Source organism: Kribbella sp. NBC_00662 (assembly GCF_041430295.1).
Lineage (GTDB): Bacteria > Actinomycetota > Actinomycetes > Propionibacteriales > Kribbellaceae > Kribbella.
This window is the reverse complement of sequence record NZ_CP109029.1, coordinates 6305858-6330682: the sequence shown is the minus strand read 5'-3', so window position 1 is coordinate 6330682 and position 24825 is coordinate 6305858. Positions and strand designations below refer to the sequence as shown.

33 protein-coding genes are annotated in these 24825 nt (G+C 67.8%); 16 read left to right on the top strand and 17 right to left on the bottom strand.

Features of this window, described 5'->3' with window-relative positions; translation table 11 throughout:
- Positions 1–7: 7 nt before the first annotated feature.
- From OHA10_RS31345 to OHA10_RS31335, 3 genes are all read left to right on the top strand, one after another.
- On the top strand, positions 8–433 hold the full coding sequence (locus OHA10_RS31345) for a GNAT family N-acetyltransferase (RefSeq protein WP_371402365.1): 426 nt from the start codon (positions 8–10) through the stop codon (positions 431–433).
- Positions 434–443: 10 nt separating this feature from the next.
- The gene (locus OHA10_RS31340; RefSeq protein WP_371402364.1) at positions 444–1142 is read left to right on the top strand and encodes a class I SAM-dependent methyltransferase; all 699 of its coding nucleotides are present in this window, start codon (positions 444–446) and stop codon (positions 1140–1142) included.
- A 134-nt stretch (positions 1143–1276) separates the two neighbouring features.
- Positions 1277–5053 (top strand): S8 family serine peptidase, encoded by a 3777-nt coding sequence (locus OHA10_RS31335; protein WP_371402363.1) that lies wholly within the window; start codon positions 1277–1279, stop codon positions 5051–5053.
- A gap of 147 nt (positions 5054–5200) precedes the next feature.
- Here the strand turns inward: OHA10_RS31335 and OHA10_RS31330 are convergent, their stop codons facing one another.
- Positions 5201–5614 (bottom strand): GNAT family N-acetyltransferase, encoded by a 414-nt coding sequence (locus tag OHA10_RS31330; RefSeq protein ID WP_371402362.1) that lies wholly within the window; start codon positions 5612–5614, stop codon positions 5201–5203.
- Positions 5615–5739: 125 nt separating this feature from the next.
- On the opposite strand from OHA10_RS31330, the gene OHA10_RS31325 reads away from it, so the two are divergent.
- The gene (locus OHA10_RS31325) at positions 5740–6111 is read left to right on the top strand and encodes a VOC family protein (protein ID WP_371402361.1); all 372 of its coding nucleotides are present in this window, start codon (positions 5740–5742) and stop codon (positions 6109–6111) included.
- Between the two features lie 54 nt (positions 6112–6165).
- Here OHA10_RS31325 and OHA10_RS31320 read toward each other — a convergent pair whose 3' ends face one another.
- Positions 6166–6312, bottom strand: coding sequence for a hypothetical protein (locus tag OHA10_RS31320; protein WP_371402360.1), 147 nt, complete (start codon positions 6310–6312; stop codon positions 6166–6168).
- A gap of 373 nt (positions 6313–6685) precedes the next feature.
- Here OHA10_RS31320 and OHA10_RS31315 point away from each other — a divergent pair, with 373 nt between their 5' ends.
- From OHA10_RS31315 to OHA10_RS31305, 3 genes are read left to right on the top strand one after another with little or no spacing between them, the layout of a single operon-like run.
- Positions 6686–7015 (top strand): YciI family protein, encoded by a 330-nt coding sequence (locus OHA10_RS31315; protein WP_371402359.1) that lies wholly within the window; start codon positions 6686–6688, stop codon positions 7013–7015.
- Between the two features lie 52 nt (positions 7016–7067).
- Positions 7068–7391 (top strand): YciI family protein, encoded by a 324-nt coding sequence (locus OHA10_RS31310; RefSeq protein WP_371402358.1) that lies wholly within the window; start codon positions 7068–7070, stop codon positions 7389–7391.
- The gene (locus OHA10_RS31305; RefSeq protein ID WP_371402357.1) at positions 7388–8632 is read left to right on the top strand and encodes an RNA polymerase sigma factor; all 1245 of its coding nucleotides are present in this window, start codon (positions 7388–7390) and stop codon (positions 8630–8632) included. Before OHA10_RS31310 ends, OHA10_RS31305 begins: the two co-directional genes overlap by 4 nt.
- Here OHA10_RS31305 and OHA10_RS31300 read toward each other — a convergent pair.
- The 3 genes from OHA10_RS31300 to OHA10_RS31290 are packed head-to-tail and all read right to left on the bottom strand — an operon-like array spanning position 8603 to position 10227.
- Positions 8603–9340: a DUF3626 domain-containing protein gene (locus OHA10_RS31300; RefSeq protein WP_371402356.1), complete on the bottom strand. Its 738-nt coding sequence runs from the start codon at positions 9338–9340 to the stop codon at positions 8603–8605. The two genes, OHA10_RS31305 and OHA10_RS31300, sit on opposite strands and share 30 nt — an antisense overlap.
- Complete coding sequence (locus OHA10_RS31295) at positions 9340–9825, bottom strand: NUDIX domain-containing protein (protein ID WP_371402355.1); 486 nt, start codon at positions 9823–9825, stop codon at positions 9340–9342. The genes OHA10_RS31300 and OHA10_RS31295 overlap by 1 nt, the downstream gene beginning before the upstream one ends.
- Before the next feature lie 6 nt (positions 9826–9831).
- Positions 9832–10227, bottom strand: coding sequence for a tautomerase family protein (locus tag OHA10_RS31290; RefSeq protein WP_371402354.1), 396 nt, complete (start codon positions 10225–10227; stop codon positions 9832–9834).
- A gap of 49 nt (positions 10228–10276) precedes the next feature.
- Here OHA10_RS31290 and OHA10_RS31285 point away from each other — a divergent pair, with 49 nt between their 5' ends.
- Positions 10277–10738 carry an NUDIX hydrolase gene (locus OHA10_RS31285; RefSeq protein WP_371402353.1) on the top strand — a complete coding sequence of 154 codons (462 nt, stop codon included), beginning with the start codon at positions 10277–10279 and terminating at the stop codon, positions 10736–10738.
- On the opposite strand, the gene OHA10_RS31280 is transcribed toward OHA10_RS31285, so the two are convergent.
- Positions 10700–11446, bottom strand: coding sequence for a cyclopropane-fatty-acyl-phospholipid synthase family protein (locus OHA10_RS31280; RefSeq protein WP_371402352.1), 747 nt, complete (start codon positions 11444–11446; stop codon positions 10700–10702). The two genes, OHA10_RS31285 and OHA10_RS31280, sit on opposite strands and share 39 nt — an antisense overlap.
- 59 nt (positions 11447–11505) lie before the next feature.
- Positions 11506–12333: a phosphotransferase gene (locus tag OHA10_RS31275; RefSeq protein ID WP_371402351.1), complete on the bottom strand. Its 828-nt coding sequence runs from the start codon at positions 12331–12333 to the stop codon at positions 11506–11508.
- Between the two features lie 31 nt (positions 12334–12364).
- On the opposite strand from OHA10_RS31275, the gene OHA10_RS31270 reads away from it, so the two are divergent.
- Both OHA10_RS31270 and OHA10_RS31265 read left to right on the top strand, forming a co-directional pair.
- On the top strand, positions 12365–13336 hold the full coding sequence (locus OHA10_RS31270; protein WP_371402350.1) for an aldo/keto reductase: 972 nt from the start codon (positions 12365–12367) through the stop codon (positions 13334–13336).
- Between the two features lie 71 nt (positions 13337–13407).
- A complete protein-coding gene (locus OHA10_RS31265) occupies positions 13408–14079 on the top strand; it encodes an HAD family hydrolase (RefSeq protein WP_371402349.1) in 672 nt (223 codons plus the stop codon).
- Here OHA10_RS31265 and OHA10_RS31260 read toward each other — a convergent pair.
- The 4 genes from OHA10_RS31260 to OHA10_RS31245 form a co-directional block, all read right to left on the bottom strand.
- A complete protein-coding gene (locus tag OHA10_RS31260; RefSeq protein ID WP_371402348.1) occupies positions 14069–14617 on the bottom strand; it encodes an isochorismatase family protein in 549 nt (182 codons plus the stop codon). The two genes, OHA10_RS31265 and OHA10_RS31260, sit on opposite strands and share 11 nt — an antisense overlap.
- Before the next feature lie 84 nt (positions 14618–14701).
- Positions 14702–14992, bottom strand: coding sequence for a DUF1905 domain-containing protein (locus OHA10_RS31255; protein WP_371402347.1), 291 nt, complete (start codon positions 14990–14992; stop codon positions 14702–14704).
- Positions 14989–15684, bottom strand: coding sequence for an alpha/beta fold hydrolase (locus OHA10_RS31250; RefSeq protein WP_371402346.1), 696 nt, complete (start codon positions 15682–15684; stop codon positions 14989–14991). The genes OHA10_RS31255 and OHA10_RS31250 overlap by 4 nt, the downstream gene beginning before the upstream one ends.
- Positions 15684–16631 (bottom strand): helix-turn-helix transcriptional regulator, encoded by a 948-nt coding sequence (locus tag OHA10_RS31245; protein ID WP_371402345.1) that lies wholly within the window; start codon positions 16629–16631, stop codon positions 15684–15686. The genes OHA10_RS31250 and OHA10_RS31245 overlap by 1 nt, the downstream gene beginning before the upstream one ends.
- A gap of 108 nt (positions 16632–16739) precedes the next feature.
- On the opposite strand from OHA10_RS31245, the gene OHA10_RS31240 reads away from it, so the two are divergent.
- On the top strand, positions 16740–17687 hold the full coding sequence (locus tag OHA10_RS31240; RefSeq protein ID WP_371402344.1) for a helix-turn-helix transcriptional regulator: 948 nt from the start codon (positions 16740–16742) through the stop codon (positions 17685–17687).
- Here OHA10_RS31240 and OHA10_RS31235 read toward each other — a convergent pair.
- Positions 17669–18103, bottom strand: coding sequence for an N-acetyltransferase family protein (locus OHA10_RS31235; protein WP_371402343.1), 435 nt, complete (start codon positions 18101–18103; stop codon positions 17669–17671). The two genes, OHA10_RS31240 and OHA10_RS31235, sit on opposite strands and share 19 nt — an antisense overlap.
- Before the next feature lie 106 nt (positions 18104–18209).
- Between OHA10_RS31235 and OHA10_RS31230 the strand changes: the two genes are divergently transcribed.
- Positions 18210–19109 carry a toxin-antitoxin system, toxin component gene (locus OHA10_RS31230; protein ID WP_371402342.1) on the top strand — a complete coding sequence of 300 codons (900 nt, stop codon included), beginning with the start codon at positions 18210–18212 and terminating at the stop codon, positions 19107–19109.
- A 13-nt stretch (positions 19110–19122) separates the two neighbouring features.
- Here the strand turns inward: OHA10_RS31230 and OHA10_RS31225 are convergent, their stop codons facing one another.
- The gene (locus OHA10_RS31225; protein WP_371402341.1) at positions 19123–19548 is read right to left on the bottom strand and encodes a nucleoside deaminase; all 426 of its coding nucleotides are present in this window, start codon (positions 19546–19548) and stop codon (positions 19123–19125) included.
- Complete coding sequence (locus OHA10_RS31220) at positions 19538–20371, bottom strand: LLM class flavin-dependent oxidoreductase (protein WP_371402340.1); 834 nt, start codon at positions 20369–20371, stop codon at positions 19538–19540. Before OHA10_RS31220 ends, OHA10_RS31225 begins: the two co-directional genes overlap by 11 nt.
- A 93-nt stretch (positions 20372–20464) precedes the next feature.
- Between OHA10_RS31220 and OHA10_RS31215 the strand changes: the two genes are divergently transcribed.
- Genes OHA10_RS31215 through OHA10_RS31205 form a run of 3 tightly spaced genes read left to right on the top strand, consistent with a single transcriptional unit; the run spans position 20465 to position 22638 of the window.
- Complete coding sequence (locus OHA10_RS31215; protein ID WP_371402339.1) at positions 20465–20932, top strand: Lrp/AsnC family transcriptional regulator; 468 nt, start codon at positions 20465–20467, stop codon at positions 20930–20932.
- A 12-nt stretch (positions 20933–20944) separates the two neighbouring features.
- On the top strand, positions 20945–21784 hold the full coding sequence (locus OHA10_RS31210) for a hypothetical protein (protein ID WP_371402338.1): 840 nt from the start codon (positions 20945–20947) through the stop codon (positions 21782–21784).
- Positions 21781–22638: an NAD(P)-dependent oxidoreductase gene (locus OHA10_RS31205; protein WP_371402337.1), complete on the top strand. Its 858-nt coding sequence runs from the start codon at positions 21781–21783 to the stop codon at positions 22636–22638. Before OHA10_RS31210 ends, OHA10_RS31205 begins: the two co-directional genes overlap by 4 nt.
- A gap of 37 nt (positions 22639–22675) precedes the next feature.
- On the opposite strand, the gene OHA10_RS31200 is transcribed toward OHA10_RS31205, so the two are convergent.
- Complete coding sequence (locus OHA10_RS31200; protein WP_371402336.1) at positions 22676–23125, bottom strand: MarR family transcriptional regulator; 450 nt, start codon at positions 23123–23125, stop codon at positions 22676–22678.
- A gap of 68 nt (positions 23126–23193) precedes the next feature.
- Here OHA10_RS31200 and OHA10_RS31195 point away from each other — a divergent pair, with 68 nt between their 5' ends.
- Positions 23194–23667: an alpha/beta fold hydrolase gene (locus OHA10_RS31195; RefSeq protein ID WP_371402335.1), complete on the top strand. Its 474-nt coding sequence runs from the start codon at positions 23194–23196 to the stop codon at positions 23665–23667.
- Between the two features lie 39 nt (positions 23668–23706).
- On the opposite strand, the gene OHA10_RS31190 is transcribed toward OHA10_RS31195, so the two are convergent.
- Together OHA10_RS31190 and OHA10_RS31185 are read right to left on the bottom strand one after the other, a co-directional pair.
- A complete protein-coding gene (locus tag OHA10_RS31190; protein ID WP_371402334.1) occupies positions 23707–24135 on the bottom strand; it encodes an OsmC family protein in 429 nt (142 codons plus the stop codon).
- 30 nt (positions 24136–24165) lie between these two features.
- On the bottom strand, positions 24166–24816 hold the full coding sequence (locus tag OHA10_RS31185) for an SDR family oxidoreductase (protein ID WP_371402333.1): 651 nt from the start codon (positions 24814–24816) through the stop codon (positions 24166–24168).
- Between the last annotated feature and the right edge of the window lie 9 nt (positions 24817–24825).

Sequence of the window (24825 nt, the reverse complement as noted above, 5' to 3'; positions counted from 1 at the left end):
GGCGGATGTGGCACAGCTGGCTCGTCTGCTCTGGCTGAACGCCGCACCTGAACAACGCGCCGAGCAGTCCGTCGAAGCGTTCGCGGTCGACTTCGGGGCTTGGTGGGCGTCGCATGACGACTCGCATTTCGCGTTCGTTGCGCGGCTGGATTCAGAGCTTGTCGGCATGGCGTGGCTGGCCGTCGTTCCACGGGTTCCCAGGCCGGGGATGACGAGACGGCGTTCGGCCGACATCCAGAGCGTGTTCGTCGTACCGGAGTTCCGTGGGCAGCGAGTCGGGTCGGCGCTCGTGCAGGCCGCGGCGGAGCACGCGTTGGAGCTCGGAGCCGGTCATGTGACTGTTCATTCCGGCCGGAAGGCTGTGCCGGTGTACGAGCGGCTCGGGTTTGCCTCATCGCGTCAGCTTCTCCAGAAGGAACCCGAGCGCTCGTAGGGTTGCGGCCATGCCGAAGACTGATTACGACGAGTTCGCCGAGGCGTATTCCGCGGACAACGAGACCAACCTGCTCAACGGCCACTACGAACGCCCGGCGATGGTGAACCTCGCCGGTGACGTCGACGGGCATCGCATTCTCGACGTCGGCTGCGGCTCCGGGCCGCTGACAGCGGCACTCCGCGACAAGGGCGCGATCATGTCCGGCTTCGACCTGAGCTCGGCGATGATCGAGCTGGCTCGCCGCCGGCTCGGTGACGACGCCGACCTGACCGTCGGCGACCTGGCCAAGCCGCTGCCGTACGACGACGCCGCGTTCGACGACGTCGTGATGTCGCTCGTCCTGCACTACCTGGAGGACTGGACCGAGCCGCTCGCCGAACTCCGCCGGATCCTGAAGCCGGGCGGACGCCTGATCCTGTCGGTCAACCATCCGATCGTCTACACGGCACTGAACCCCGACGCCGAGTACTTCGACATCGCCGAGTTCTCCTTCGACGCCGAACACGCCGGCCGCACAGTCACCTACACGAACTGGCACCGCCCGCTGCACGCGATGTCCGAGGCGTTCACCGCGGCAGGTTTCCGGATCGCCGTCATCAGCGAGCCACCGATCGACCCTGAGACCCCGAGCGAGGTGATCCCGGAGCATCTGAAGGACGTCACCAGGTTCATCAGCTTCATCTTCTTCGTCCTGGAGGCCTGCTGACAGCAGCTCCTGCAGACCGGACTGCGTGGCCCATTCTTGCCAATCCCGGTGCTGCTGGCGAAAACGGGCAATTCGTTTACACCCTGTCCCCGGTGCTGATCAGATTCGGTCACCCCTGACCACCGGAGGACACCGTGCTTTCTTCTGCCCGTCGGCTGCTCGTGCCGGCCGCTGCCCTTCTCCTGGTCGCCGGTCTCGCCACTCCGATGACGGCCGGCGCCGAACCGCCCCCACCACTCCCGACCGCCCGTGGCACGGCCGCGGCGGGGGAGACGCCCCTCGACCTCACGCTCATCACCGGCGACAAGGTCACGGTCGCGCCCGGTCCCGGCCGCGCCGTGTCGGTGCAGGCCGTCGAACGCGCCCCGCGGTCGACCGGACCGGTACGGGTCAGCGTCGAGAACGGCGACACGTTCGTCTACCCCGGCGCCGCGATGCCGTATCTGGCGACCGGGCAGCTCGACAAGCAGCTGTTCAACATCAGCGAACTGGTGGCCCAGGGGTACGACAACGCCCGGAGCAAGGACATCCCGCTGGTCGTCACAGGCTCGGCCGGCGTGGCCGCCAGGTCCGCGCGCCGCTCGGCGCTGCCGGGCACGACCACCACGCTCGACCTGCCGTCGGTCGACGGCGCGGCCGTCAAGGCCGAGAAGACGCAAGCGGCCACGCTCTGGTCGGCGCTGACCGGGCAGAGCGTGCAGAGCGGGCAGAGCAGCCTCCGGGCGAAGGCGACCACCGCCGCGGCGCCCTCGTTTGCGGCGGGGATCGGCAAGGTCTGGCTCGACAGCAAGGCGCAGACGATGCTCGCGGACACCACCGCACAGATCGGCGCGCCCGCGGCGTGGGCGGCGGGCGAGACCGGCAAGGGCGTGCGGGTCGCGGTGCTGGACTCCGGTGTGGACCTGGGGCACCCGGACCTGGCACCGCGGATCGTGGCGACCAAGAGCTTCGTCGCCGGTGAGGACGTCGTCGACCGCAACGGTCACGGCACGCACACCGCGTCGACCGTCGCCGGTACCGGCGCGGCCTCGGACGGCAAAGAGCGTGGCGTCGCACCGGACGCCGATCTGATCGTGGGCAAGGTGCTCGGCGACAGCGGCTCCGGCCCGATCTCCGGCATCATCGCCGGGATGGAGTGGGCGACGCGGACCGAGCACGCCAAGGTGATCAACATGAGCCTGGGTACGGCGGCCTGGCACACCCAGGATGATCCGCTGAGTCAGGCCGTGAACGAGCTGAGCGCCGAGACCGGTGCGCTGTTCGTGATCGCCGCGGGCAACTCGGGGAGCAGCCCGTACAGCGTCAGCTCACCGGGTACCGCGGACGCCGCCCTGACCGTCGGCGCGGTGGACGGTTCGGACCAGCTGGCCGACTTCTCCAGCGTCGGCCCGCGGCTGATGGACGACGGCCTCAAGCCCGACCTGACCGCACCCGGCGTCGACGTCCTGGCCGCGCGCTCGCAGTACACGAACGACGGCGGCGAGGGCTACTACCGGACCGACAGCGGTACGTCGATGGCGGCTCCGCACGTCGCCGGCGCGGCCGTCCTGCTTGCTGCACAGCACCCGGACTGGACCGGGCAGCAGCTCAAGGACGCGCTGATGAGCACCAGCAAGCTGACGCCCGCGTACACGCCGTACCAGGCAGGGACCGGACGCGTCGACGTCGCGGCGGCCTCGCTGCACGGCCAGCTCATCGCCACCGGATCGGTCGACGCCGGGCTCGTCCCGTGGTCCTCGAAGCCGGCCCGGACGCCGGTCAAGCGGCAGATCAGCTACCTCAACACCACGGAGCAGCCGATCACCCTGCGGCTGTCCACCGACAACGCCGCGATCTTCCACCTCGCAGCTACCCAGGTGACAGTGCCTGCGCGGAGCGCCGCCGCGGTCGGCTTCACGGCGGACCCGAACGGACTGGCTCCCGGCCAGTACGCCGCCCAGGTCATCGCGAGTTCGTCGACCGGCACCGTGCACACGGCCGTCGGGCTGGCCATCGAGCCGAAGAAGTACAACCTCACCGTCCAGCTGAAAGATCAGGACGGCAAGCCGGTCAGCGGTGAGGTCGAGGTCACCGGTGCGGACGGGAAATCCACCGTGCTGTGGGCAACGGACGGCAAACTCACCAGCCGCTGGGCGCCCGGCTCGTACACGATCGTCTCGACCCTGGACGTGCCCGGCAGCAACGGCCCGCACTCGCTCGGCCTGGCCTTCCTGACCGCGCCCGAGGTCGACCTGACCGCGGACCGGGACGTCGTCCTGGACGCGTCGCGGAGCCGTCCGATCAAGGTCGACACGCCCAAGCCGACGACCGTCACCACGAGCAGGTTCGACCTCTTCCGGTCCTTCACCTCGGCGCAGCCGACCCCGGACGACAGGGCGGCGCTGCACGAGATCTTCATGCCGCCGCCGGACTACGACAGCTTCTGGGCGCTGCCGACGAAGAACAAGGTCCGCACCGGCAGCTTCGTGCTGACCACCCGGTTCCGGGCCGAGCAGACGCCGCTGACGATCAGCTACGACGGCCGCAGCCTCGACGACTCGCTGCTCGTCCAGCCCGGTTCGCCGTCGTTCCGCGCCGGCACGACGCGCGTCACGGCCGTCTTCGCCGGGACCGGCACGCCCGCCGAGTACGCCGGTCTGGACGTCCGCGGCAAGGCGGTCGTCGTCCGCAACAGCATCGACGTACCGCCCGCGGACCGGGCCGCCGCGGCGCACGCTGCCGGCGCGACCATGCTGCTCGTGGTCAACGACGGCATCGGCCGCTACAACGACTGGTACGGGGGAGACGACGGCCAGACCCTCGGCCCGATCCCGACGGCGTCGCTCACCCTCGACGACGGCGAGGCCCTGATCAAGAAGCTCAGCACGCGTCGGACCGAGCTGACCGTCGCGGCCAACCCGGTTCCGTCGTACCTGTACGACCTGGTCGACTACCACCAGGGCAAGGTCCCGGACGACCCGTCCGCGGCCACGGACCCCGGCAGCCTCGCCCGGATCGACAACGACTTCGCTCCCACGAACGGGCAGCAGGTCCTGGAGAGCCGCGAGGACAGCCCGGCCTACGAGTACTGGCCGGCCTCCTTCCCGTACGCCGTCTTCGGGTCGATCCGGGTACCGCGGTTCCCGGCGAAGCCGGCGGTGGGGCACCGGACGGACTGGGTGTCGGCGGGCGCGAAGTGGCAGCAGTACGCCGCGATCAACGGCTGGGCGACGTTCACCGACATCACGAGCTACCAGCCGCGCAGCGTGCAGAGCCAGCGCTGGTTCGGCCCGATCGTGCGGCCGCGGATGCTCGAGTTCGAGCTCCCGCACCGGGTCGGCAACGCGATGGGCGGCATGATCGCCGGGTTCGGTGACGGCGGGTCCGCGCACAGCGGCGACTCGCTGATGACGCGCAGCTTCGCGCTGTACCAGGGCGACGAGAAGCTGGTCGGGAACGGTCCGCGGCCGGACTTCGGCGTGGGCGACCTGGCGCCGGAGAAGCGGCCGTACCGGCTGGTGGCCGACACCGTCGGGAACGCGGAGCTGACGCCGTACTCGACGAGCACGCACACCGAGTGGAGCTTCACGTCCGGGGAGGCGGAGAACCAGCCGCTGCCGCTGGCCCAGCTCGACTACGGCGTGGACGTCGACGCGGCCGGCCGGGCGAAGCGGAACTCGGTCTTCACGGTCAAGCCGGTCGTGCTGGGCAGCAGCGCGCGGCAGGACGCGGTGGTCTCGGTCGGACTGGAGGTCTCGTACAACGACGGGGCAACCTGGCAACGGCTGCAACTGAAGGAGTCCAAGGGCAACTGGTCGACGCGACTGCAGGCGCCACCGCACGCCGGTCAGGTGTCAGTCCGGGTCACCGCCAAGCAACGCAACGGCGGCGGCATCACCCAAACAATCATCCGAGCCTTCGGCCTCAGATAACACCGCCATGAAGTGACTACTTGTCCCAGACGTTCGCCTGGGACAAGTAGTCCTTCCGCCCTTTCGAATGAGCCGGGAGTAGCTGGGTGCGCCGCGCCCTGATCGCCGCTCCAGACCCAGCCGCCACTGCAGTGCCATGGTTCGCGGTCAGCTTGCTTCGGTGCTGTCTTGATAGAACGGATAGAGGCGGAAGCCAGGCTTCTCGAAGTGAGGAAATGTTCGGTAGAACTCGGTGGCATCGTCCTGACTGAGCAGATCTACTCGCTCCCCGCCGGCGAGGCGCAGAGCCTCGTTGACCATGGCGCGGCCGATCCCCTCGCCGCGGCGAGTCTCGTCGACCACCATGTTGGCGAGGTACGCCTGGAGTTCTCCATCGCTGAAGAGCTCAGCGAACCCGATGACGTCTCCGTGATCAAGCGCGACGACCGTGGTCACCCCGGGGGCCGTCAGCACTCTCGTAGCACGCGCTGGGTCCGCGGGGAACGACGGCCAGCCTTCGTTGGTGCAGAGTCGAAGTACCCCGTCGAGATGTGCGGCCACAAACCGTGTGTACTCAGGCATCGGGCTATCGTTTCATCCTCGCGACGGAGATGGGGCATGTGCCAGCAGACCGCCGAGTCGCGAACGGGTGCGCGGGCAACAGAAAGTCAGTCGCTGGGGGTGACCCTGTTGCGTACGGTTCCGGGATGGAAATCGTCGTGACACTCGACTGCATCGACACCGAAGCTCAAGCAGGATTCTGGCTGGACGTGCTTGGACCACTGGGGTATCGACGGGACTTCGACGCACCGCCGTATCTCAGCCTGACCACGCCCAGCTCAGCACCGACGCTGCTGCTGCAGGCAGTCCCGGAAGTCAAGCAGGGCAAGAATCGAATGCACCTCGACCTCCGGGTGGAAGACTTGCCGACCGAGGTAGAGAAATTGGAGCAGCTGGGTGCGCGGCGGCTCTCCACCGAACTCACTGAACACGGCTTCCGTTGGGTCGTTCTCGCTGATCCAGAAGGAAACGAGTTCTGCGTCTTCGTTCCGCCGAAGACCTCAGGTACGGCGGGATAGGCCAGCTCAGTTCCGCTGAGCAACTTCCTGGATTCGGTAGGAGTGCGCCCGCGATCAGGTGTCACGGGCGACGTAGCGGGCGTAGGCAGCGGCAGAGTCGACGGCGTGCCGCTCGATGGTCGCTGGGGAGTAGCCGAGCGCCGCCCGCCGGCGTGCCGCTCGATGGTCGCTGGGGAGTAGCCGAGCGCCGCCCGCCGGCATACAACTCTTCCTCAGCACCGCACTTTAAGCGCCGATAAGGAACATTATGTCAACTAGTACCTCCAGACCACGCCCCTAGCCTCTGTCACCGGAGTTCGGCCTGACGGCCGTGTGGGCCTGGTACGGCGCGATGATCGAGCGAGACGAAACCGATCATCGCGCCGTACCAGTTCGTCAGGCTGGGCGCGGGGCGACGTACGCGCCGATCTCCGGCGACGTGAATAGTTCGATGACCGTCGTACGATCACTGGCCTCAGCGTCGCCTGCTGGATGGAAAATTTCCTCGGAGAAGATTGTCGGATTGGTTGGTGGGTGTTCGTGGAAGGGGTGGGCGGGCCAGCGAGGAGCGCCGTGGGCTGAGGAGATGGTTGTGATGCACTACTTGATTTCTGTGGTCGACGACGAGAGCAGCTCGGACGCGGCGGACGGATCGGGTGACGTTGAGGCGTTCAACGAGCGGCTGAAGGCCGACGGGTACTGGGTATATGTCGGCGGGCTCGACTCCCCCGCGACGGCCACCGTCGTGGACAACCGGAAGGACGCGGCGATCCTCACCGACGGGCCGTTTCTCGAATCGAAGGAGTATCTCGGCGGGCTCTGGATCGTCGACGCCCCGGACCTCGACGTCGCGCTGAAGCTTGCCGCGGAAGCGTCGAAGGTGTGCGACCGGAAACTCGAAGTACGGCCGTTCGCCGACGAATGAATCCCGGACCGGATACGGTTTCCGGAGAATTCACCACGGGAGATGATGTGTGATGCAGTTCCTGGTTTCTGTGCTCGACGACAAGACCAATTCGGCGACCGAGGAAGAGATGACCGCCATCACGGCGTTCAACGAACGGATCATCGCCGACGGCAACTGGGTCTTCGCCGGCGGTCTCGCGGCGCCGAGCGCGGCCACCGTCGTCGACAACCGCGGCGATGCAGCCATCTTCACCGACGGGCCGTACCTGGAGTCGAAGGAATACATCGCCGGCCTCTGGATCATGGAGGCGCCCGATCTCGACGCGGCCCGAGCCCTCGTGACCGAGGCGTCGAAAGCGTGCAACCGCAGGCTCGAGGTGCGGCCGTTCCTGTGAGCGATGTCCAGGAAACGATCACGCGCGTCCACCACGAGGAGTGGGCGCGGGTGGTCGCGTCCCTGACCAAGCGTTTCGGCGACCTGGACGTCGCCGAGGAGGCCGCCGCCGAGGCGTTCGCGACCGCCGTCGAACGGTGGCCGGACGACGGCGTACCCCCGAACCCCGGCGCGTGGCTGACCACCACCGCCAACCGCAAGGCCATCGACCGGCTCCGTCGCGAGAACAAACGCGACGACAAACACAAGGAGGCTCAGATGGTGTACGACGAACCGCCCGAGCCTCTCGGTGTCATCGACGACGAGCGGCTCCGGCTGATCTTCACCTGCTGCCACCCGGCGCTCTCGATGGAGACTCGGGTCGCGCTGACGCTACGCATGGTCGGCGGACTGACCGTGCCCGAGATCGCCCGTGCATTCCTCGTGCAGGAGACCGCGATGGGGCAGCGGATCACCCGCGCGAAGGCCAAGATCAAGGCGGCGCGGATCCCCTATCGGGTGCCCGATGCGGAGGATCTCCCCCGGCGCGTGTCCGGCGTACTCACCGTGCTGTTCATCGTGTTCAACGAGGGCTATCTGGCGACCGGTCCCGACACGGATCCGGTGCGGCATGAGCTGACCTCGGAGGCGATCCGGCTGACGCGGCTGATCCGCGCCCTGATGCCGAGCGACGGTGAGGTCGCCGGGTTGCTGGCATTGATGCTGCTGACCGAGGCCCGCCGTACGGCGCGGGTGTCGGCGAGCGGCGAGCTGGTGTCGTTGGACGAGCAGGATCGTGGCGCGTGGGATGCGGCGATGGTCGCCGAGGGGCATCGGCTGGTGCGTGAACGGTTGGCGGCCGGGGTCGCTCCGGGGCGGTACCAGATCCTCGCGGCGATCAACGCCGTACACACGTCTGCGCGGGACGTGCGCGACACGGACTGGTCGCAGGTGGTCGCGCTGTACACGCAGCTGATCCGCGTCGATCCGTCCCCGATCGTCGAGTTGAATCGGGCGATCGCGGTGGCCGAGCTCGATGGTCCGGAGGTCGCGCTGGCGACGATCGACAAGCTCGCTGAGAAGCTGGACGGGTATCACGCATTCCACGCGACGCGGGCGGATCTGTTGCGCCGGACGGGTCAGAGCCGGGAGGCGCGCGCGGCGTACGACAGGGCGATCGAGCTGGCCGGCAACACTGCCGAGACGGCGTACCTCACACGTCGTCGCGATCAATTAGCGACGGATCCGCCCGAAACGCGCTAGGCAGTGCCAGACCTGCTTGACGGATTGCGCGGAATGGTTGCGGGCTGCATGTCCTAATCGCTCGGGTGTCAATTCGGGGCCGAGCGAGCGTGCCAGCTCGACGATGTGCTCACCGCGGTATTCCGGGTCGAATTCATTTGCCGTGGCACGAAATCCCGGGTGGTATTCCACCGGACAGCCGAGTTGTTGTGCGGCCTCCTCAACCCGGGTGCCGACAAACGACGGATCAAGCACCACGGCGTCGACGTCGGTAGCGAGCTGCACGCCGCCGTGGACGTGCGCCTCGACGTAGCCATCCAGATCATCGAAGCCGGACTCGTCGGCCAACCGGCACAGCTGCTCCAGCTGACTCTTGTCGCCGAAGTGCTGCGGCTCCCGTGCAGAATCCGGAAAACAGAAGGTCGCCCGATCTATCGCGTCCTCCTTCAACCGAAAGTACGACGACCCGAACCGAATCCCGCCGCCGTACGGATCGTCGCGCCGATTCCACACCCCGTATACGGGTCTCGCCGACGCCGGCTGCTCGTCGTACTTGCCCGAGAACAACCGACTCTCCCACCGCCAACGGTCCCCACCGGCAAACGCGGTCAGTCCCCCGTTAGAAACCCCGGTAACAAACTGCGACCGATAAGACCCGTCGCGCACCATCGATTCAATAACCATCCACTCCCCATGCGGCCAATTCGGGTGGAATTGCAAAGTGATCATCAAAGCGGTCCCGTCACACGTCCGGCGGCGTCGATCACGATGAATCGGAGATGTTGATCATGCCGGCCTTCGGCCAGCCAGTGCGCAAAGGCGACTCCGGCTGTCGGCGGCATGTCGAGCGAGGTGGGATCGACCGTCAGCTCGAACCAGCGGAGATCGCCCTCGGGGCATTCGGTGGGGATGGGTGCGTCCGGGCGCAGGTTGGCGGTGAAGTAGTACGTGGTGCGAAGTTCGGCGCCGGTGTCGCGCATCGCGACGTACCGCAGGCTGAAGTTGTCGAGGTGGTCGGCGGCGACACCGACCTCCTCGTGGAGTTCCCGGAGTGCGGCAGCCGTCGGGTTGTTGAACTCGTCCGCTTCGACGTGGCCGCCGATGCCGACCCAGGAGTCGGCGATGGCACGGGATCCACGGCGGTAGAGGAGCAGGACACTCCCCCGCCGCACCAGGAAGATCGACGTCATGTGGCGCGTCGCGTGCGGAGTCATGTGAGGTCAGACGTTGATGTTGAAGCCGAGGTCCAGGTCGGAGGCTGGGTGGCCGCCTCGGAGGCCCCAGTTGTGGGTGGGGTGGTCCCGGATGAGGATCGTCACGTGGTCGGCGGGGATGTTGAACGGCTTCAGGTTGATGATCATCTGGCTGTAGAGGGCGCGCTTGGCGTCGATCGAGCGGCCGGCGAAGCAGTCGATGGTGACGAGTGTGAAGTACTCCGGCTGCGTCAACCGCGGCGAGCAGGCGAACCGATGCGGGGCATGCACGACGAGTCGTACATCCTTGTCCTGTGGAGGAATCTGGAACCCGGCCACCACCGCGTCATGCACGGCATCGATCAGCGCAACCTCCTCCGCCTCCGAATACTCGCGACGAACTTCGATCATCGTGCTTGGCATGCGGTAAGTCCTCTCAGTCTGTCGGTGGCGGCGACCAGAATGCTGCCCCATGAAGATCCCACGAGGAGCTGTGGTCGTCATCGAGGCCGGCAAGGTCCTGGTCGTGAAGCGCTACCTGCGCCTCGAGACCTCCGCCGAGTGCGTGATGTGCGAGTACTCCAACGCCCCCGGACCGAGGTGTGGCGGCCATCGGTATTCCGTGCTCCCGGGCGGGCATGTGGAAGCGGGCGAGTCTGCTGCGATCCGCGAGCTCGAGGAGGAGACGACGCTCACCGCGACCGTGGATCGGCTGTTGTGGACGGGCACGCACAACGGGCGGCCGGCGTACTACTTCCTCGCGACCGACGTGCGCGGCGTACCGCGACTTTCCGGCGATGAAGCAGTAGAGCATTGTCCGACCAATCATTTCGAATTGCGGTGGGTCGATGCGCGGGAGTTGGACGACATTTATCCGGCGGATCTGAGAATGCGTCTAGTTGAGCTGTGCGACCAGGCGGGTCAGGCCGAGTAGGTTTCCTTGGTCGGCTTCCAGCATTTGTTCGTCCGGTTTGTAGCCACGGCCTACTTCTGCGCAGGTTTTCAGCCAGAGGAGCCAGTCGGACCAGCCGTTCGGGAGGAAGTCGGCGGTTTGGACGGTCACCAGGTTCGTGCGTTGCCAGAGTTGGTGCCACCAGTCGGGCGGGAGCCAGGTGCACAGGTCAGGGCCCCAGCGATTCTCGAGGTACGGCGGGGGTGCGAGCGCGGGCGCCGTACGGATGCCGGGCGCGATCACGCCGACCGCACCACCGGGGCGGAGAAACTGGGTGAGGTAGCCGAGGTAGTCGGCGCCGGTGCCGAAGTAGTTGAAGGCGCCGATGCTGACGATCGCGTCGAAGAAGTCGTGGGCGAACAGGAGTTTGTGCGCGTCGGACCGGATCGGGTGGACGCGGTCGGCGGCGCCGGCGTCCTGGATCCGTTGCCAGTTCTCGGTCGGGTCAACCCACAGATCGATCGCCCAGACTTCCACGTCGTACTCGCGGGCGAAGAAGATCGACGTCAGCGCCGTACCGCAGCCGAGGTCGAGGACCCGCATGCCGGGCTCGAGCGTCATCGCCTGCATCAGACCCTCCGCGCTCCACAGCGGATGCGGGCCCATCAGGTTGTCGACGATCCACTGCGGGTCGTAGGTGTTCGACCGCGGATATCGGTCGACGATGAGCGGATCAAGAGCGGAGGGCATGGCGCCGACCATGCCAGTACCCCCGCAGCGTCGACAACGGAGTTTCCGACGCCGACGACCTAGCGAACGGCCTCCGCGATCATCCGATGGCCTTGTTGTTCGAACGGCTCATCACCAACCTGGTAGGCCCAGACGCAGGTGTTGACCGCTTCGCGCAGCTGGGCTCGATGCCAGACGTCCGGCTCACGGGGGTCCGAGCCGTAGCCGCTCAGGAAGGCGGCCGCCAGCTCCGGGTTCGTGCGGAACTGCTGCGCGGCGAGCCGTGCAAGATCCGTGTAGGCCGGGCGGAGGTCGGCGCGGCCGAAGTCGATGACGCGGATCGTGCCGTTGTCGGTCAGCCAGTTCCGCGGCTGCCAGTCGCCGTGCGTCGGCACGAGCATCGCCGGCGGCGTCGGCCAACCGGAGATCTCTGCTCGCAGACGGTCGGTCAGATCGGGCGCGATGCGATGCGGCTTGCTCAGGTACGTCAGCGTCCGCTCGTTCTCACGAGCCTCGTAAGCATCATCCGGTACGGCGGTCTGTTGGTGGAACTGCGCCAGCAGCTCACCCGCCTCGCGGTACGTCGCCTGCGCCCACTCGGCAGGCGAGCCCTGGACCAACTCCCCCGGCAGGAACCGCGTCAGCAGAAGCTTGGCGTCGTCGTCGGCCTGGACGAGTTCGGGCGCTCTCCCCCGCGAGGTCCACGGCGTCAACCAGTTGCGGTGGGCCCGTATCTCCCGCGCGAGATGGTGGTCGGCCGCATCGCCGGCCTTGGCGATGTAGCGCTCGCCGTGGTGCGTGAGCTCGAGCACGAGGGTGCCGATCAGACCCCAGCTGTGGTCCTTGATCAGCTCGGCGGACGGCAGCCAGGCGTCGAGGAGAGCTTGTTGTCTGTCGGTGAGTCCCACCCGCGCAGAATAACGCAGAAAAATACGGGAAATGGTGGACGAATGTCCTTGGAAGATTTATCCTGGCCGAATGCAGAATTCACAGGTAAATACTTCTCTACCATTAAACGTATCATCGGGAATTGCGGAATGCAAGTCCGGCGAATTCTGGCAGCTCGGGGATGTTGCGGTCCGGCGGATCGGCTTCGGCGCGAAGCGGCTCGCGGGACCGGGCCGCGACGGAGCTGACGTGCAGGAGCGGGCGGTCGCGCTGTTGCGCCACGCGGTCGCGCTCGGCGTGAACCACATCGACACCGCGGCGTTCTATCCCAGTCACGGCGCTGCGGGGCAGACGTCGTTCGAAAGCCTCGACTGGGCGAACGACGTGATCCGCCGGGCGCTCGCGCCGTACCCCGAGCAGTTCGTGCTCGCCACGAAGGTCGGGCCGACCAACAACGGTCTCGCGCGCCCGGACGAGTTGCCGACGCTGGTGGAGGGTGAGCTGCGGGCGCTCGGAGTAGACGTGCTGGATCTGGTCAATCTGCGGTTGCACGGGATGAAGTCGATCGCGGAGCATTTCGGCGTACTCGCTGATTTGCAGGCGAAGGGCATGATCCGGCACCTGGGTGTGTCGAATGTGCGGGTGGAGCATCTTCGCGAGGCGCTGGAGATTGCGCCGGTGGTCGCGGTGCAGAACCGGTACAGCGTCGGATTCGGGCGGATGAACGACGAGCTCCTGGGTCTGTGCGGTGAACTGGGGATCGCGTTCGTGCCGTTCTTCACGCTGACCGCGGAATCGCGCGAAGCCGGCGGGGTCCCAGAGTCGGCGGCCGTGCAGGAGGTGGCGGATCGGCACGGGGCGACACCCGCTCAGATCCGCCTGGCGTGGACGCTGAGCCGAGGCCCGCACGTCCTCGCGATTCCGGGCACCTCGAGCCGACAGCACCTGGAGGAGAACCTGATGGCAGCCGACATCACCCTCTCCCCCGCCGACCTCGCCGTACTCGACGCCATCACAGACTGACCCGCACCGCCGGGGCGGGCACGCACCGCCCCGGCGTCGCCTACGATCACAGCTGGACGAGAGGGGGCTGCGTGCTGAAGAGCGTTCTGTTCGACCTCGACGGGACCTTGGTCGATCAGGAATCAGCCGCGGCCGAGGCTGTCGTCGAATGGGCAGCGGAGTACGGCGTCATCGGCGCGACCGTAGCCGCTGACTGGGCGCGGGTGTCCGACCGGCACTACAGCCGCTACCAGCGGCGGGAGCTCACGTTCGCGGAGCAGCGGCGAGCGCGGGTGCGGGAGTTCCTCGCGGTCGACGTCAGTGACTCCGAGGCCGACGAGATGTTCGTGGGGTATGTACGGCGGTACGAGGCGGGCTGGTCGGTGTTCGACGACGCCGTCCCCGCGCTGCGGGCGGTCCGGGCGGCAGGTCTCGGAGTGGTGGTGCTGACGAATGGCAACCGCGGACACCAGCAGTTCAAGCTTCAGCAGCTTGCGCTCGCCGATGAGATCGACGAACTGATCGCCGGCGAATCCCTTCCGGCCGGGAAGCCTGATCCGCGGGCGTTTCGGTGCGCGCTCGACCAGCTCGGGGTGAGCTCCGACGAGGTGGTGATGGTCGGAGATTCCCTGGAGAAGGACGTGCGAGGCGCGCAGGCAGTAGGGATCGAGGCCGTGCTCGTTGACCGGAACGGCGTGCACGCGGAGGTCGGCGTACCGCGGGTCCGGTCGTTGGGTGAGCTTCCGGGGCTGCTCAGAAGGTGACCTCGTCGGTGTTCTGCACGGCGGCGGTGCGGCCCGGGGCCCGGTGGTACTGCCAGTAGAGGTTGGTGTGGGCGATCACCTTGTCGGGTGTCGGAGCGCCGTACTCCGACAGGTTCTCCGTCGTGTGAGCGTCGCCGACCAGCGTGACGTCGTACCCGCGGACGAAGGCGCCGTGGATCGTGGAGCGGATGCACTCGTCGGTCTGGGCGCCGCTCACGATCAGGTGGCCGATGCCGGCGCGGGCGAGGACGTCCTCGAGGTCGGTCGCCTCGAAGGAGTCGGGGAACGTCTTGTGGACGAGCGCTTCCGAGCCGTCACGCGTCAGCTCCGGGACGAACTGCCACTCGTCGCTGTCCTTGACGAGGTTGTCGCTCGAGTGCTGGACCCACACAACCGGTACGCCGCCCGCGCGGGCCTTGCCGACGAGGGTGCTGATGTTCGCCACGACCTGGTCGCGCTCGTGCGCGTCGGCCACGACACCGTTCTGGACGTCGACCACCAACAAGGCCGTGTTCGGCCGATCAGCCAGCGTAGACATTGCCTACCTCCCCATCATGGATGTACGGCGAGAACGCTAGACCCGACCGCCGACAGTTTCAGGGCCACAGCTGAGGTCCACAGTTCAGGTCCGCAGCCGCAACCGCACCGTCGGCACGTCACCGTCGTCGAGCTCCTCGGCCCGCCGCACAGATGCCTTCACCGGCAGCAAATACCGCCCGTCCTTCGGAAACATCGACGTGTCCCACGCCGTCCCACCGATCTCCGCGACGACCGGGATCATCCCCCACCCATAACTGACAAAGCTCGACTCAGCCTCGAAGAACGCACACTCCTCCTCCGGCACCGTGATGAAGTACCAAGGCGCCGGCCCCCGCCAGTACCAGATCTCCCCAGCGAACTCGACCTCGTTCACGCTTCCAGCACCTCCATGAAGTCGTCGAGGTATCCATACCAAACACAATGCCCGGCACCACGGACAGAGCGGACACAGAATCCCATCCGCTCGAGCTCCTGCGCCCGCTCCGCCGACACGTACCGGCTCGGGTCGGCCCTGATCAGCATCGACGGGATCGTCGGGCGCTCAGCAGCGTGCCCGGTGTAGGAGCGTTCGAGTGCGACGGCCGTCTCCACGTCGAACTTCGCAGCTGCCTCGGCCTCGACGCGACAGTCCTCGGCCGACCAGCTGGGGTGCGTGGCGCGCAGCCTGGGCTCGGTCCGGGTGGCGCGGGCTGTGGTGAGGCGTTCGTGGTGGTCGACCGGTGGATCGTGCGGTGAGTTGAGGAGCGGTACGTCGACGTACACAGCGCGGGCCGGGCGTAGCTGGGGCAACGCGTGCGACAGGACGACGGCGCCGAGTGAGTGGCCGAGCGCGAGCGTGGGCCGGTGGTCGACCGATTCGAGGACAGAGGCGACGAGCAGGTCCATCGTGGCGCCGGGAGCCGGCGGGGAGTCGCCGTGGCCGGGGAAGTCCAGGGCGATCGCGCGGTAACCGCGGTCGGCGAGGGCGGGGCCGAGTTGGTGGTACTGCGTGGCGCTGCCGAGCATGCCGTGGAGGAGGACGGCCGTGCGCGGGCCGGTACCCCAGGTCAGGGTGTTCAGGCGCATCAGTCGAGTGTGCTTGCGGTGATCAGGCGTTGGCCGAGGGATTGGGAGGCGGCTTGGATTTCGGGGCTGCCGAGGATGCGGTAGGGGGCTCGGATCGCGGTTAGTTGGGCGGCGTACCAGTCGGGCTCGTCGGTGCTGGCCAGGAGTCGGGTGTGGGTTTCGTCGATGGGCTCCAGGCGGCCCATCGAGCGCGGGATCCACCAGGCGGCGTCGTCGCGGGGGGCATCGATCACGACCTCGATGGGGTACTTCCAGCCGAGCGCGAGGTGCTCCTCGACGGCGGCGAGCGGATCCAGGTCGGGTGGTGGAGTGAAGTCCTGGGTGAGGGGCTCGACCTTGGTGACCTTGTCCACGCGGAGGACGCGCTGGGAGTCCTTGGCGTGCGACCAGCACAGCAGGTACCAACGGCCGCGGCGTACGACGACGGCCCAGGGGTCGACGTCCATCGGCCGCTCGCCGTGGTGGAGGCGGTAGTGGATGCGGACCTGGCGGCATTCGGTGCTGTACGACACGAGGGCGGCCGTGATCTCGGGCTCCGGCGTACGGGCGCCTGGATCGGGGCCGCGGGCGCTGACCCGACGAATCGCGTCGGTCGACCGGGCGATCTGCTCCGGCAGCACACGGATGATCTTGCCGAGGGCGTTCTCGACCGGGTCCGCGCTGCCGCGAGGTCCTTCGAGGACGGCCATCACCAGACCGAGGGCCTCGGTCGTGCTGAACATCAGCGGCGGCAGGCGCAGTCCGCGGCCGACGCGGTAGCCGCCGTACGGACCGCGGACCGACTCGATCGGGATGTCCGCCTCGCGCAGGATCGCGACGTACCTGCGGGCCGCTCGTTCGGACACGCCGAGCTTGTCGCCGAGCTGGTCGGCGGTGATGCCAGGGCTGTTCTGGATCAGCTCCAGGACCATCAAGGTCCGGGCTGTCGGGCTCACGTCGTACGCCATCGCTCACCATTCCGGAAGGTGTCCGTCCGGAACTGAGGCTAGCGGTCACCGCCGACAAAAGGACAGTAGTGCTCACGAGATGAGCAGTTTGTCTGCGACGATCGGGCTGTGCGCGCGGATCGATTGGTGGCGGTGTTGCTGCTCATGCAGGCCCGCGGCCGCGTGACCGCCGCCGACGTCGCGCAGGAGCTGGAGATCTCGGTCGCGACCGCACGCCGGGACCTCGAGGCGCTGTCGACGGCCGGCATCCCGGTTTATCCACAGCCCGGCCGCAACGGCGGCTGGCAACTGGTCGGCGGAGCGCGGACCGATCTGAGCGGGCTGACCGCGACGGAAGCTCAGGCCCTGTTCCTCCTGGTCGGTCCCGCGGCGTCGATCGCACCGGAGGCGAAGGCCGCCCTACGCAAACTGGTACGCGCGCTGCCCGACACCTTCCGCGAGCACGCCCAGGCCGCGGCCGAGGCAGTCGTGATCGACCCGGCGCGCTGGGGCGCCCACGTGAAGGAGCGCCCCGAGCTGGTCACCAGCCTGCAGGACGCCGTCGTACGCCGGAACCGGGTGCGCCTGGTCTACTCGGGCCGCGGGCACAAGACGTCGGAGCGCATCGTCGATCCGCTCGGACTCGTCGACAAGGACGACGTCTGGTACCTGATCGCGCGGACCGACCGGGGCCGGCGCACGTTCCGGATCGATCGCGTGGTGGCGGCTCAGGCGACGGACGAGACGTTCGAACGCCCGGACGGATTCGAGTTGTCGACGGCGTGGGCCGACATCGTCGAGCGGATGGAAGAACGCCGATCGGGGCTGACGGCAACTGTCGTGATGGACCAGCGGCACGTCTGGGTGATGCAGGACCGGCTCGGCCGCAACTGCACGGTCGACGGGACGGACGGCGACCGGGTCCGCCTGAAGATCACGGCGCCCACCCCCCTGATGATCGCTCAGGAGCTCGCCGGCTGGGGCGGGTCGATCGACGTACTCGACCCACCTGAGGTCCAAGCCGAGCTCGCGCGTCTCGGCCGCGAGCTCGCCCATCGCTACAGCGGGATCGAGTAGAGGATGAAACCGCGGTTCTCGGCGACCTGGTCGTAGAGCCGCCGCGCGGTCGCGTTGCTCTCCTGGGTCGACCAGTAGACCCGGCCGCAGCCGCGCTCACGGGCCCAATCGGTCACTGCCGCGATCAGCGCCCGCGCCGCACCTTGGCCGCGAGCCTCGGGGGCGGTGAACAGGTCCTGCAGATAGCAGGAGTCCGGGGCCGTCGTACTCGCGTGGGTGAGGAAGTGCGCGATCCCGACGAGCTGCCCGTCCAGTCGTGCGCCGAGCGCGTGGATCTCCGAGTCCTGCTGGAACCTGGTCCATGCCTGATCGAAGAACTCGTCCGGCATCGTCCGTCCGTAGAACTCGTTGTAACCGGCGAACAGTTCCTGCCAGGTATCACGGTCGGTAGAGGTCAGCGGGCCGATGGTGAGCATGCGGCGCACTGTGCCATACAGCGCCATGGTGACGGGCCGAATGGACCATCGGTGTGAGTAAGGTGCCATGGTTCAGCGTGTCCCGACCAAGCCTCAGGAACCATTCGTGACCACATCCCCTCCCCAGCCGCCGCAGAACCCGTACCCAGGTCAGCCGGCCGGCTACGGTCCGCCGCCGCAGCAGTTCCCGCAGTACACCCAGCCGGACCAACAGCAGCCGCAGCCGGGTCAGCAGTACCCCGGCCGGCAGGGCCAGCAGCAAGGTCAGCAGCAGTACGGCCAGCCCTACCAGCAGGCGTCGCAGCCAGGGCAGTACCCAGGCCAGTACCCGGGCCAGCAGCCGCAGTACGGCCAGTCGTTCCCGCAGCAGGGCGCCCAGCAGTCGTTCGCGCCGCAGGGCCAGCTGACCTGCCGGTTCTGTGGCGGCTACCCGGCGGCCGAGGCGACCGTGCGCGGTCACCAGGGCATGATCGTCCTGATGCGGTTCCTGAAGCTGCAGGGCCCGTTCTGCCGGACCTGTGGGATCGCGTCGGTCCGCGACATGACCTCGAAGAGCCTGTGGCAGGGCTGGTGGGGTGTCGGCTCGTCGATCGTCAACCCGATCACGATGCTGATGAACATCGGCCCGATGCAGAAGTTCAAGAGCCTGCCGGAGCCGCAGCCGGGCCCGGGCCGGCCGATGAACCCGGGCAAGCCGCTGTTCCAGCGGCCGGCGATGCTGATGCTGCTGCTGCCGATCGCGGTGATCGCCCTGATCGTCTTCGCCAACCTGAACTCGACCGAGGCGAAGGCGAACGTCGGCGCGTGCGTGGTGAACAACGGCACGTCGACCAACCCGGACGTGAAGGTCGTCGACTGCACGTCGTTGGAGGCGGAGTACAAGATCGTCGGGAAGATCGACGACTCCACCGACGACACCCAGTGCGAGCAGTACAACGCCGAGGCGTCCTACGTCTCCCAGGACGGCTCGAACAAGTACACGCTCTGCCTAGTCCACGTGAAATGACCAGTGAAGTGAGCTAGACGTAGTACCCGTCCACCGGCACGCGCGCCTCGTCGTACAGCGCAGGTCCTTCCTGCGGTACGGCGGGGAAGCCGCCGGTGGACTTCAGCCCGTCGAGCTGCTCTCCGGACAGCGCGTAGACCACCCGGCCCAGACCGGAGCGGGCGAGCGCGCCGGCGCACATCCCGCACGGCTGGCAGCTGGTGTACATCGTCGTGCCGGCCGCGTCGTCAGGCGACAGGTGCTGCGCGGCCCACACGGCGAGCTTCAGCTCTGGGTGGAAGCTGATGTTGCCTTCGCTGATCGTCGTGTTGCGGTCCTCGGCCAGCACGGTCCCGTCCGCTCCCACCAGCAGCGAGCCGAACGGCGGGTCGCCTGCCTCCCGCGCGGCCGCGGCCAGCGCGATCGCGCGGCGCAGGAATCCTTCTGCTTCAGGTGTCACGTCGTCTCCAAGCCTCTCTGATGGTCGCGAGCGCCTGCCAGGCTGTCTCGGCAGGGTCGCCTTCGAACGGATCGAGTACGACGCTCTGCGCGCCGAGCTCCCGCAGTACGTCGAGATCCTCGACCACCTGCTCCACCGAGCCTTGACCTGCGACACGATCGCCCTCAGGCAGGGGCTTGTCCGTCAGCCGGAGCAAGATGCGCGGCGCGAACCCGGGAACAGGCTGGTCGAGTGAGGCCGCCATGGTCCGCAGCTGATCAAGTCCCGAGCGCATCTGGACGATGCGTTGCCGCAGCGGATGCCACGCCGTACCAAACCGTATGGTACGGCGAAGGGCCGCCGGACTCGCCCCGCCGACCCAGATCGGGATGTTGCCGACGCCGTAGTCAGCGGTGTCCGCCCACGCGCGCCGGAGCTCGGCCAGCAGCTCGTCCGTATCGTGTCCACGCCGACCGTGCTCGGCGCCGAGAGCCTCGAACTCCTGCCGCGCCCAGCCGACGCCGATTCCGAGCACCAACCGGCCGCCGCTGAACTGATCGAGGTTCGCCGCCATCCTTGCCACCAGCAACGGATGCCGGTACGGCGCGATCAGTACTGTCGTCCCGAGCCGGACCCGCTCGGTGATGCCTGCCAGCCAGCTCAGCGTGGTGAACGGTTCGTAGAACGGCGCCGGGTACTGCTCGGCCACGTCGGGCGTGATCACGACGTGATCGGACACCATCAGCAGGTCGTATCCGAGCCCTTCGATGACCCGCGCCCAGTCCCGCAGGCGCGCCGGATTCGTCTCCGGGCCGAAGTTCGGCACGTTCACTCCAAGTTCCACGCCCTCAGGCTATCCAGGCGACAGTCGCCTTCTGAAGAGATTCCTCCCGGCGTACGACGCCTGCCGCCGGGGAATCGCCGGTAGATTGGGCAGGTGACCGAGACTCTCGATTCGACCGACTGGGCGATCCTCAGCGAGCTGCAGGAGGACGCCCGGATCTCGCTGACCGAGCTCGGCCGGCGGGTCAGCTTGAGCGCGTCGGCGACAACCGAGCGGGTGCGGCGTCTGGAGTCGATCGGTGTCATCACCGGCTATCGCGCCGAGGTCGATCTCACCAAGGTGGGCTATCCGGTGCTGGCCGTCGTCCGGCTGAAGTACCCGGGCAACAAACACGAGCCCCTGCACCGGTTGCTGGCCGAGCGGCGCGAGATCCTCGAATGCCTGCGCACGACCGGCGACGACTGCTACACGTTGAAGGTCGCGGCGGCGTCGATGCCGCATCTGGAGGAGCTCGTCAACGAGCTGACCGACTTCGGGAGTACGACGACCAACCTGGTCTACTCGCAGACGCAGCGGTACCGCGGACCGGAAAAGCCGGTGACCGAGTCGGCCCGGGGATGAGAGCGTTGCCCGGTGCTGACCGTCCTGGGCATCGACGTCTCCTCCGACCTGCTGCAGCGATGGGTCGACTGGCTCGCGCCGGACGAGCAGCCGTTCTTCGTCACGAAGAAGCAGGCGATCGCCTGGGATCTGCGGGTCGAAGACCGTGAGCCGAGCCGAGAAGATCGCGATACGTACCGGACGTACAACGTCGACGGTCGGGCTGCCCGGATCGCTTGGCTGAGCGAGGCGTCGTACGGCGAGCTGCCGAAGGCGACCCGGGCTGCGTTGGTGCGGGCGCAGGTCAACTATGGGCGTGGCGCGGTTCCGACTGTGCGTCGATGGGTGGGAGCTGTCGGGCCCGAGGTCAGGCAGCAGGCCGACGGGCACCGGTTCGTCTGGTGGAAGTCGCTCCTGCGTGATCCGAAGGCGGTGCTGCCGGAGATCGTCAGTGAGGACCTCGGACCGAGCCGGCACGCGGAGGTTCGCAGGTGGCCGCGGCAGCTCGAGCGGGTGCGGGAGCTGGCCGGAACGTTTCCGGATGGGAGCGGGCCGAACTGCTTCGGGACCGTGATGGCTGCCTGTGGTGTCGAGGGTGCGGAGGACGTGTGGATGCTGCGTGAGCCCTTCGAGGAGTGGCTGGCGAACCACACCGAGCGCGGCGGGCGCGACGACGTACCGGGCACTGTGTTCGTGTGGCGCGACACGGTGTCGCGGGTTCAGCACGCGGCGGTGACCATCGGCGACGGATGGATGTTGCACAAGCCGTCGCAGTCGTGGATGACGCCGAGGAAGATCAGGTCTGTCGGGGAGGTCAAACGCGCCACGCGGACTGCCGGATGGCGGCTGGAACGTCATAGAGTTGTGGGGTGAGGTTGCTCGTCACTGGGGCCACTGGTCTCCTGGGGCGACAACTCCTGCGCAGTACCGACCACCAGGCCGAGCATGAGGTCGTGCCGGCGTACCACTCGGAGCGGGTGCCGGGCGGGGTGCAGCTCGACATCCGTCGGCGGGACCAGGTGCGGGACGTGATCCGCAGCGTGCGTCCGGACGGGATCATTCACACCGCCTACCGGCAGGACGATTGGGCGACGACTGCGCTGGGGGCGGTCAATGTCGCCTTGGCCGCGGATGGTGCGCGGCTCGTGTTCGTGTCCACGGATGCGGTGTTCGGTCCGCGCAAGATCGCGTACCGCGAGCACGAGCAGCCGTGTCCGATCACGCCGTACGGCGCGGCGAAGGCTGCCGCCGAGACGACGATCCAGGCGCTCGCATCTGATGCGGTGATCGCGCGTACGTCGCTCATCGTCGGGTCGGACGGGCGCTCGGAGGAGGAGCAACGGGTACGACGGCTCGCGGCCGGCGAGCCGGGGGCGTTCTACACCGGCAACATCCGTTGCCCCGTCCACGTCGCCGACCTGGCATCGGCACTCATCGAGCTGCTCATGTCAGACGTCAACGGCATCACCCACGTCGCCGGCCCCGAGGCCCTGAGCCGCCTCGAACTCGGCCGGCTGATCGCGATCCGCGACGGAATCAATCCGGAGGCACTCCCCTCGATCCCGGGCGAACCATCGGACATCCAACTGGACTGCCACCGGACACAGTCGATTCTGAAAACCCGCATCCGCCCGGCCACCGAATTCCTGGCCGTCGGGACATCTGCAGCTCGACAGGAGGTGTACCACCGCGGCGACCGACGCCAGGCGGGCAGAGACTCGAGCTGAGGGCCGATACGCGGACATCTCCTGTCGAGTTGCAGGTCTAGCCGTCCGAGCGGTTCGGTAGCAGGTCGTGGGCGAGTTGCTCGAGGGTGTGTGAGACCTCGGCGACGCGGGCGGGGTCGTCGGTGCCGAGGGCTGCGGCGAGGGCGGGCTCGATCGTGGTGCCGCGAACCTGGGCCAGCCGGTCCGAGACGTCGGGCGCCTGGCTGACCAGGGCGCGTCGGCGGTCGGCGGGGTCGGTGGTGGTGATGACCGAGCCGGCTTCCTTCAGCCGGGCGATCGCGGTCGACACCTGGCTCTGTGGCAGCCCGGTCCGCGCGGCGATCTCCCCCACCGCGCTCTCCGGGTGTTCGGCGATATCGCTCGCGACGATCAGCACCATCCGCGCGCTCCCGGCGTACTTCGCGGCGCCGCCCGGCGGCTCCGGCAGCGCATCCTCGCCGATCTTCATCAACGCCCGCCCGAGCAGGAAGAGCTCCACACCGTTCACAGCCTGAAATCTACATCAAGTCAGATACATCTTGATAGATGCATCGAGTCAGATGTAATCTCCGACCCATGCCAACCCTCGAAGTCCCGGGTGCTGTCATCCATCACCAACTGGAAGGCACCGGCCCGCTGCTGCTGATCGCCCAGAGCGGTGAAGGCGACGCTGATCGCACAGTCGACCTCGCCGCACACCTCAAAGACGCCTACACAGTCCTCACCTACGACCGACGCGGCCTGTCCCGGAGCCGGCTCGAACACCCGGCCACGATCGCCGACCACGCGGACGACGTACACCAACTCCTCGCGCACCTCACCGACGAGCCCGTGGCGATGCTCGGCTGCAGCCTCGGCGCAGTAATCGGCCTCCATGTCGCCGCCGCAAACGACGTCCCCGCCGACCTCACGACCGTCACCGCGCGCATCGTCGCAGCAGCGGGTACGACGACGCCGCGCACCGTCTTCGACTACCAGTGCGCCGAATCGCTCGCCAAACTGCCGACCAGGAACTACAGCTCTTCCCGGGCGGCCACAACGGCAATCTGAGCCACCCGAAGGCATACGCCGAGCGCCTGCGTGAGGTCCTCAGTCGTTGACGGTCGTGGTGACCGGCGCACCGAGCTCGACCGTCCGGCTGACCGTGCAGAGCCGGTCGTGCGACATCTTCACCGCGCGCGGGAGCGCCTCGCGGGCCTTGTCGCCGTCCTCGCCCTCGGGGAAACGCACGACGAACTCGACGGCGAGGTTCTCCATCCGGTTGCCCTCCTCGGCGTCGCGGACCTTGTCGCCGCGCACGACCGCACTGAACTCGGTCGGCTCGGCCCGGCGGCTGACGACCACGTCGACGTCGATCGCCGAGCAGGTCCCGATCGCGGCCAGCAGCAGCTCGACCGGGGTGAAGTCGGTGTCCGCGCCGCCGGAACCGACCCGGATCGTGCCGCCGCGGACGTTGCGCACCTCGTAGCTGCTGTTCGCCACGCGCTCGAAGGTCACCTGGCGCAGAGAGTCAGACATATCCGTCACATTCTGTTGCTTGTGGCAACTTCAGAGGGAGTTGAGGGCCTCGCTCACCGGGGTCTCGCCGGCGATGAGTTCCAGGGTCCGGCCGATCGCGGCCGGGGTGTCGCACAGGCCGGCCAGCACCAGCGCGACGTCGTCGCGGCTGACCCGTCCGTTGCCGGTCTTGTCGGCGAGACGGACCTTCCCGGTGCCGGGGTCGTCGGTCAGGCCGCCCGGCCGCAGGATCGTCCAGTCCAGATCCCGGGCCCGCAGGTCCTCCTCGGCCGCCCATTTCGCCTTCAGGTAGATGGTGAAGGTCGAGTCGTCGGTCAGCGAGTCGGCGGTGTCCGCACCCATCGAGCCGACCTGGATGTGCCGCCGTACACCGGCCTGCTGGGCCGCGTCCGCGAACAGGGCCGCCGCACCGCGGTCGACCGTGTCCTTGCGCGCGTTCCCGCTGCCCGGACCGGCACCCGCCGAGAAGATCGCGACGTCCGCACCGGCCAGCACCTTGGCGACGGCACTCGCGTCGACCTGCTCGAGGTCGAGTACGGCGGCCTGTCCGCCGGCCGCCGCGATGTCGGCCTCGTGGTCCGGGTTACGCACCAGCCCGACCACCTCGTGTCCGTCACCGCTCAGCAGCCTCGTCAGCCGCAGCGCGATCTGTCCGTGTCCACCTGCAATGACGACTCGCATACCCGCAGA

Bases quoted from the DNA above. Each gene is read 5' to 3' on its own strand.
- OHA10_RS31310 (WP_371402358.1), top strand. From the start codon at position 7,068: ATGCAGTTCCTGGTTTCTGTGCTCGACGACAAGACCAATTCGGCGACC.
- OHA10_RS31315 (WP_371402359.1), top strand. From the start codon at position 6,686: ATGCACTACTTGATTTCTGTGGTCGACGACGAGAGCAGCTCGGACGCG.
- OHA10_RS31290 (WP_371402354.1), bottom strand. From the start codon at position 10,227: ATGCCAAGCACGATGATCGAAGTTCGTCGCGAGTATTCGGAGGCGGAG.
- OHA10_RS31300 (WP_371402356.1), bottom strand. From the start codon at position 9,340: ATGATCACTTTGCAATTCCACCCGAATTGGCCGCATGGGGAGTGGATG.
- OHA10_RS31320 (WP_371402360.1), bottom strand. From the start codon at position 6,312: ATGCCGGCGGGCGGCGCTCGGCTACTCCCCAGCGACCATCGAGCGGCA.
- OHA10_RS31325 (WP_371402361.1), top strand. From the start codon at position 5,740: ATGGAAATCGTCGTGACACTCGACTGCATCGACACCGAAGCTCAAGCA.
- OHA10_RS31250 (WP_371402346.1), bottom strand. From the start codon at position 15,684: ATGCGCCTGAACACCCTGACCTGGGGTACCGGCCCGCGCACGGCCGTC.
- OHA10_RS31285 (WP_371402353.1), top strand. From the start codon at position 10,277: ATGAAGATCCCACGAGGAGCTGTGGTCGTCATCGAGGCCGGCAAGGTC.
- OHA10_RS31245 (WP_371402345.1), bottom strand. From the start codon at position 16,631: ATGGCGTACGACGTGAGCCCGACAGCCCGGACCTTGATGGTCCTGGAG.
- OHA10_RS31235 (WP_371402343.1), bottom strand. From the start codon at position 18,103: ATGCTCACCATCGGCCCGCTGACCTCTACCGACCGTGATACCTGGCAG.
- OHA10_RS31340 (WP_371402364.1), top strand. From the start codon at position 444: ATGCCGAAGACTGATTACGACGAGTTCGCCGAGGCGTATTCCGCGGAC.
- OHA10_RS31185 (WP_371402333.1), bottom strand. From the start codon at position 24,816: ATGCGAGTCGTCATTGCAGGTGGACACGGACAGATCGCGCTGCGGCTG.
- OHA10_RS31330 (WP_371402362.1), bottom strand. From the start codon at position 5,614: ATGCCTGAGTACACACGGTTTGTGGCCGCACATCTCGACGGGGTACTT.
- OHA10_RS31195 (WP_371402335.1), top strand. From the start codon at position 23,194: ATGCCAACCCTCGAAGTCCCGGGTGCTGTCATCCATCACCAACTGGAA.
- OHA10_RS31270 (WP_371402350.1), top strand. From the start codon at position 12,365: ATGGTGGACGAATGTCCTTGGAAGATTTATCCTGGCCGAATGCAGAAT.
- OHA10_RS31280 (WP_371402352.1), bottom strand. From the start codon at position 11,446: ATGCCCTCCGCTCTTGATCCGCTCATCGTCGACCGATATCCGCGGTCG.
- OHA10_RS31295 (WP_371402355.1), bottom strand. From the start codon at position 9,825: ATGACTCCGCACGCGACGCGCCACATGACGTCGATCTTCCTGGTGCGG.
- OHA10_RS31190 (WP_371402334.1), bottom strand. From the start codon at position 24,135: ATGTCTGACTCTCTGCGCCAGGTGACCTTCGAGCGCGTGGCGAACAGC.
- OHA10_RS31260 (WP_371402348.1), bottom strand. From the start codon at position 14,617: ATGTCTACGCTGGCTGATCGGCCGAACACGGCCTTGTTGGTGGTCGAC.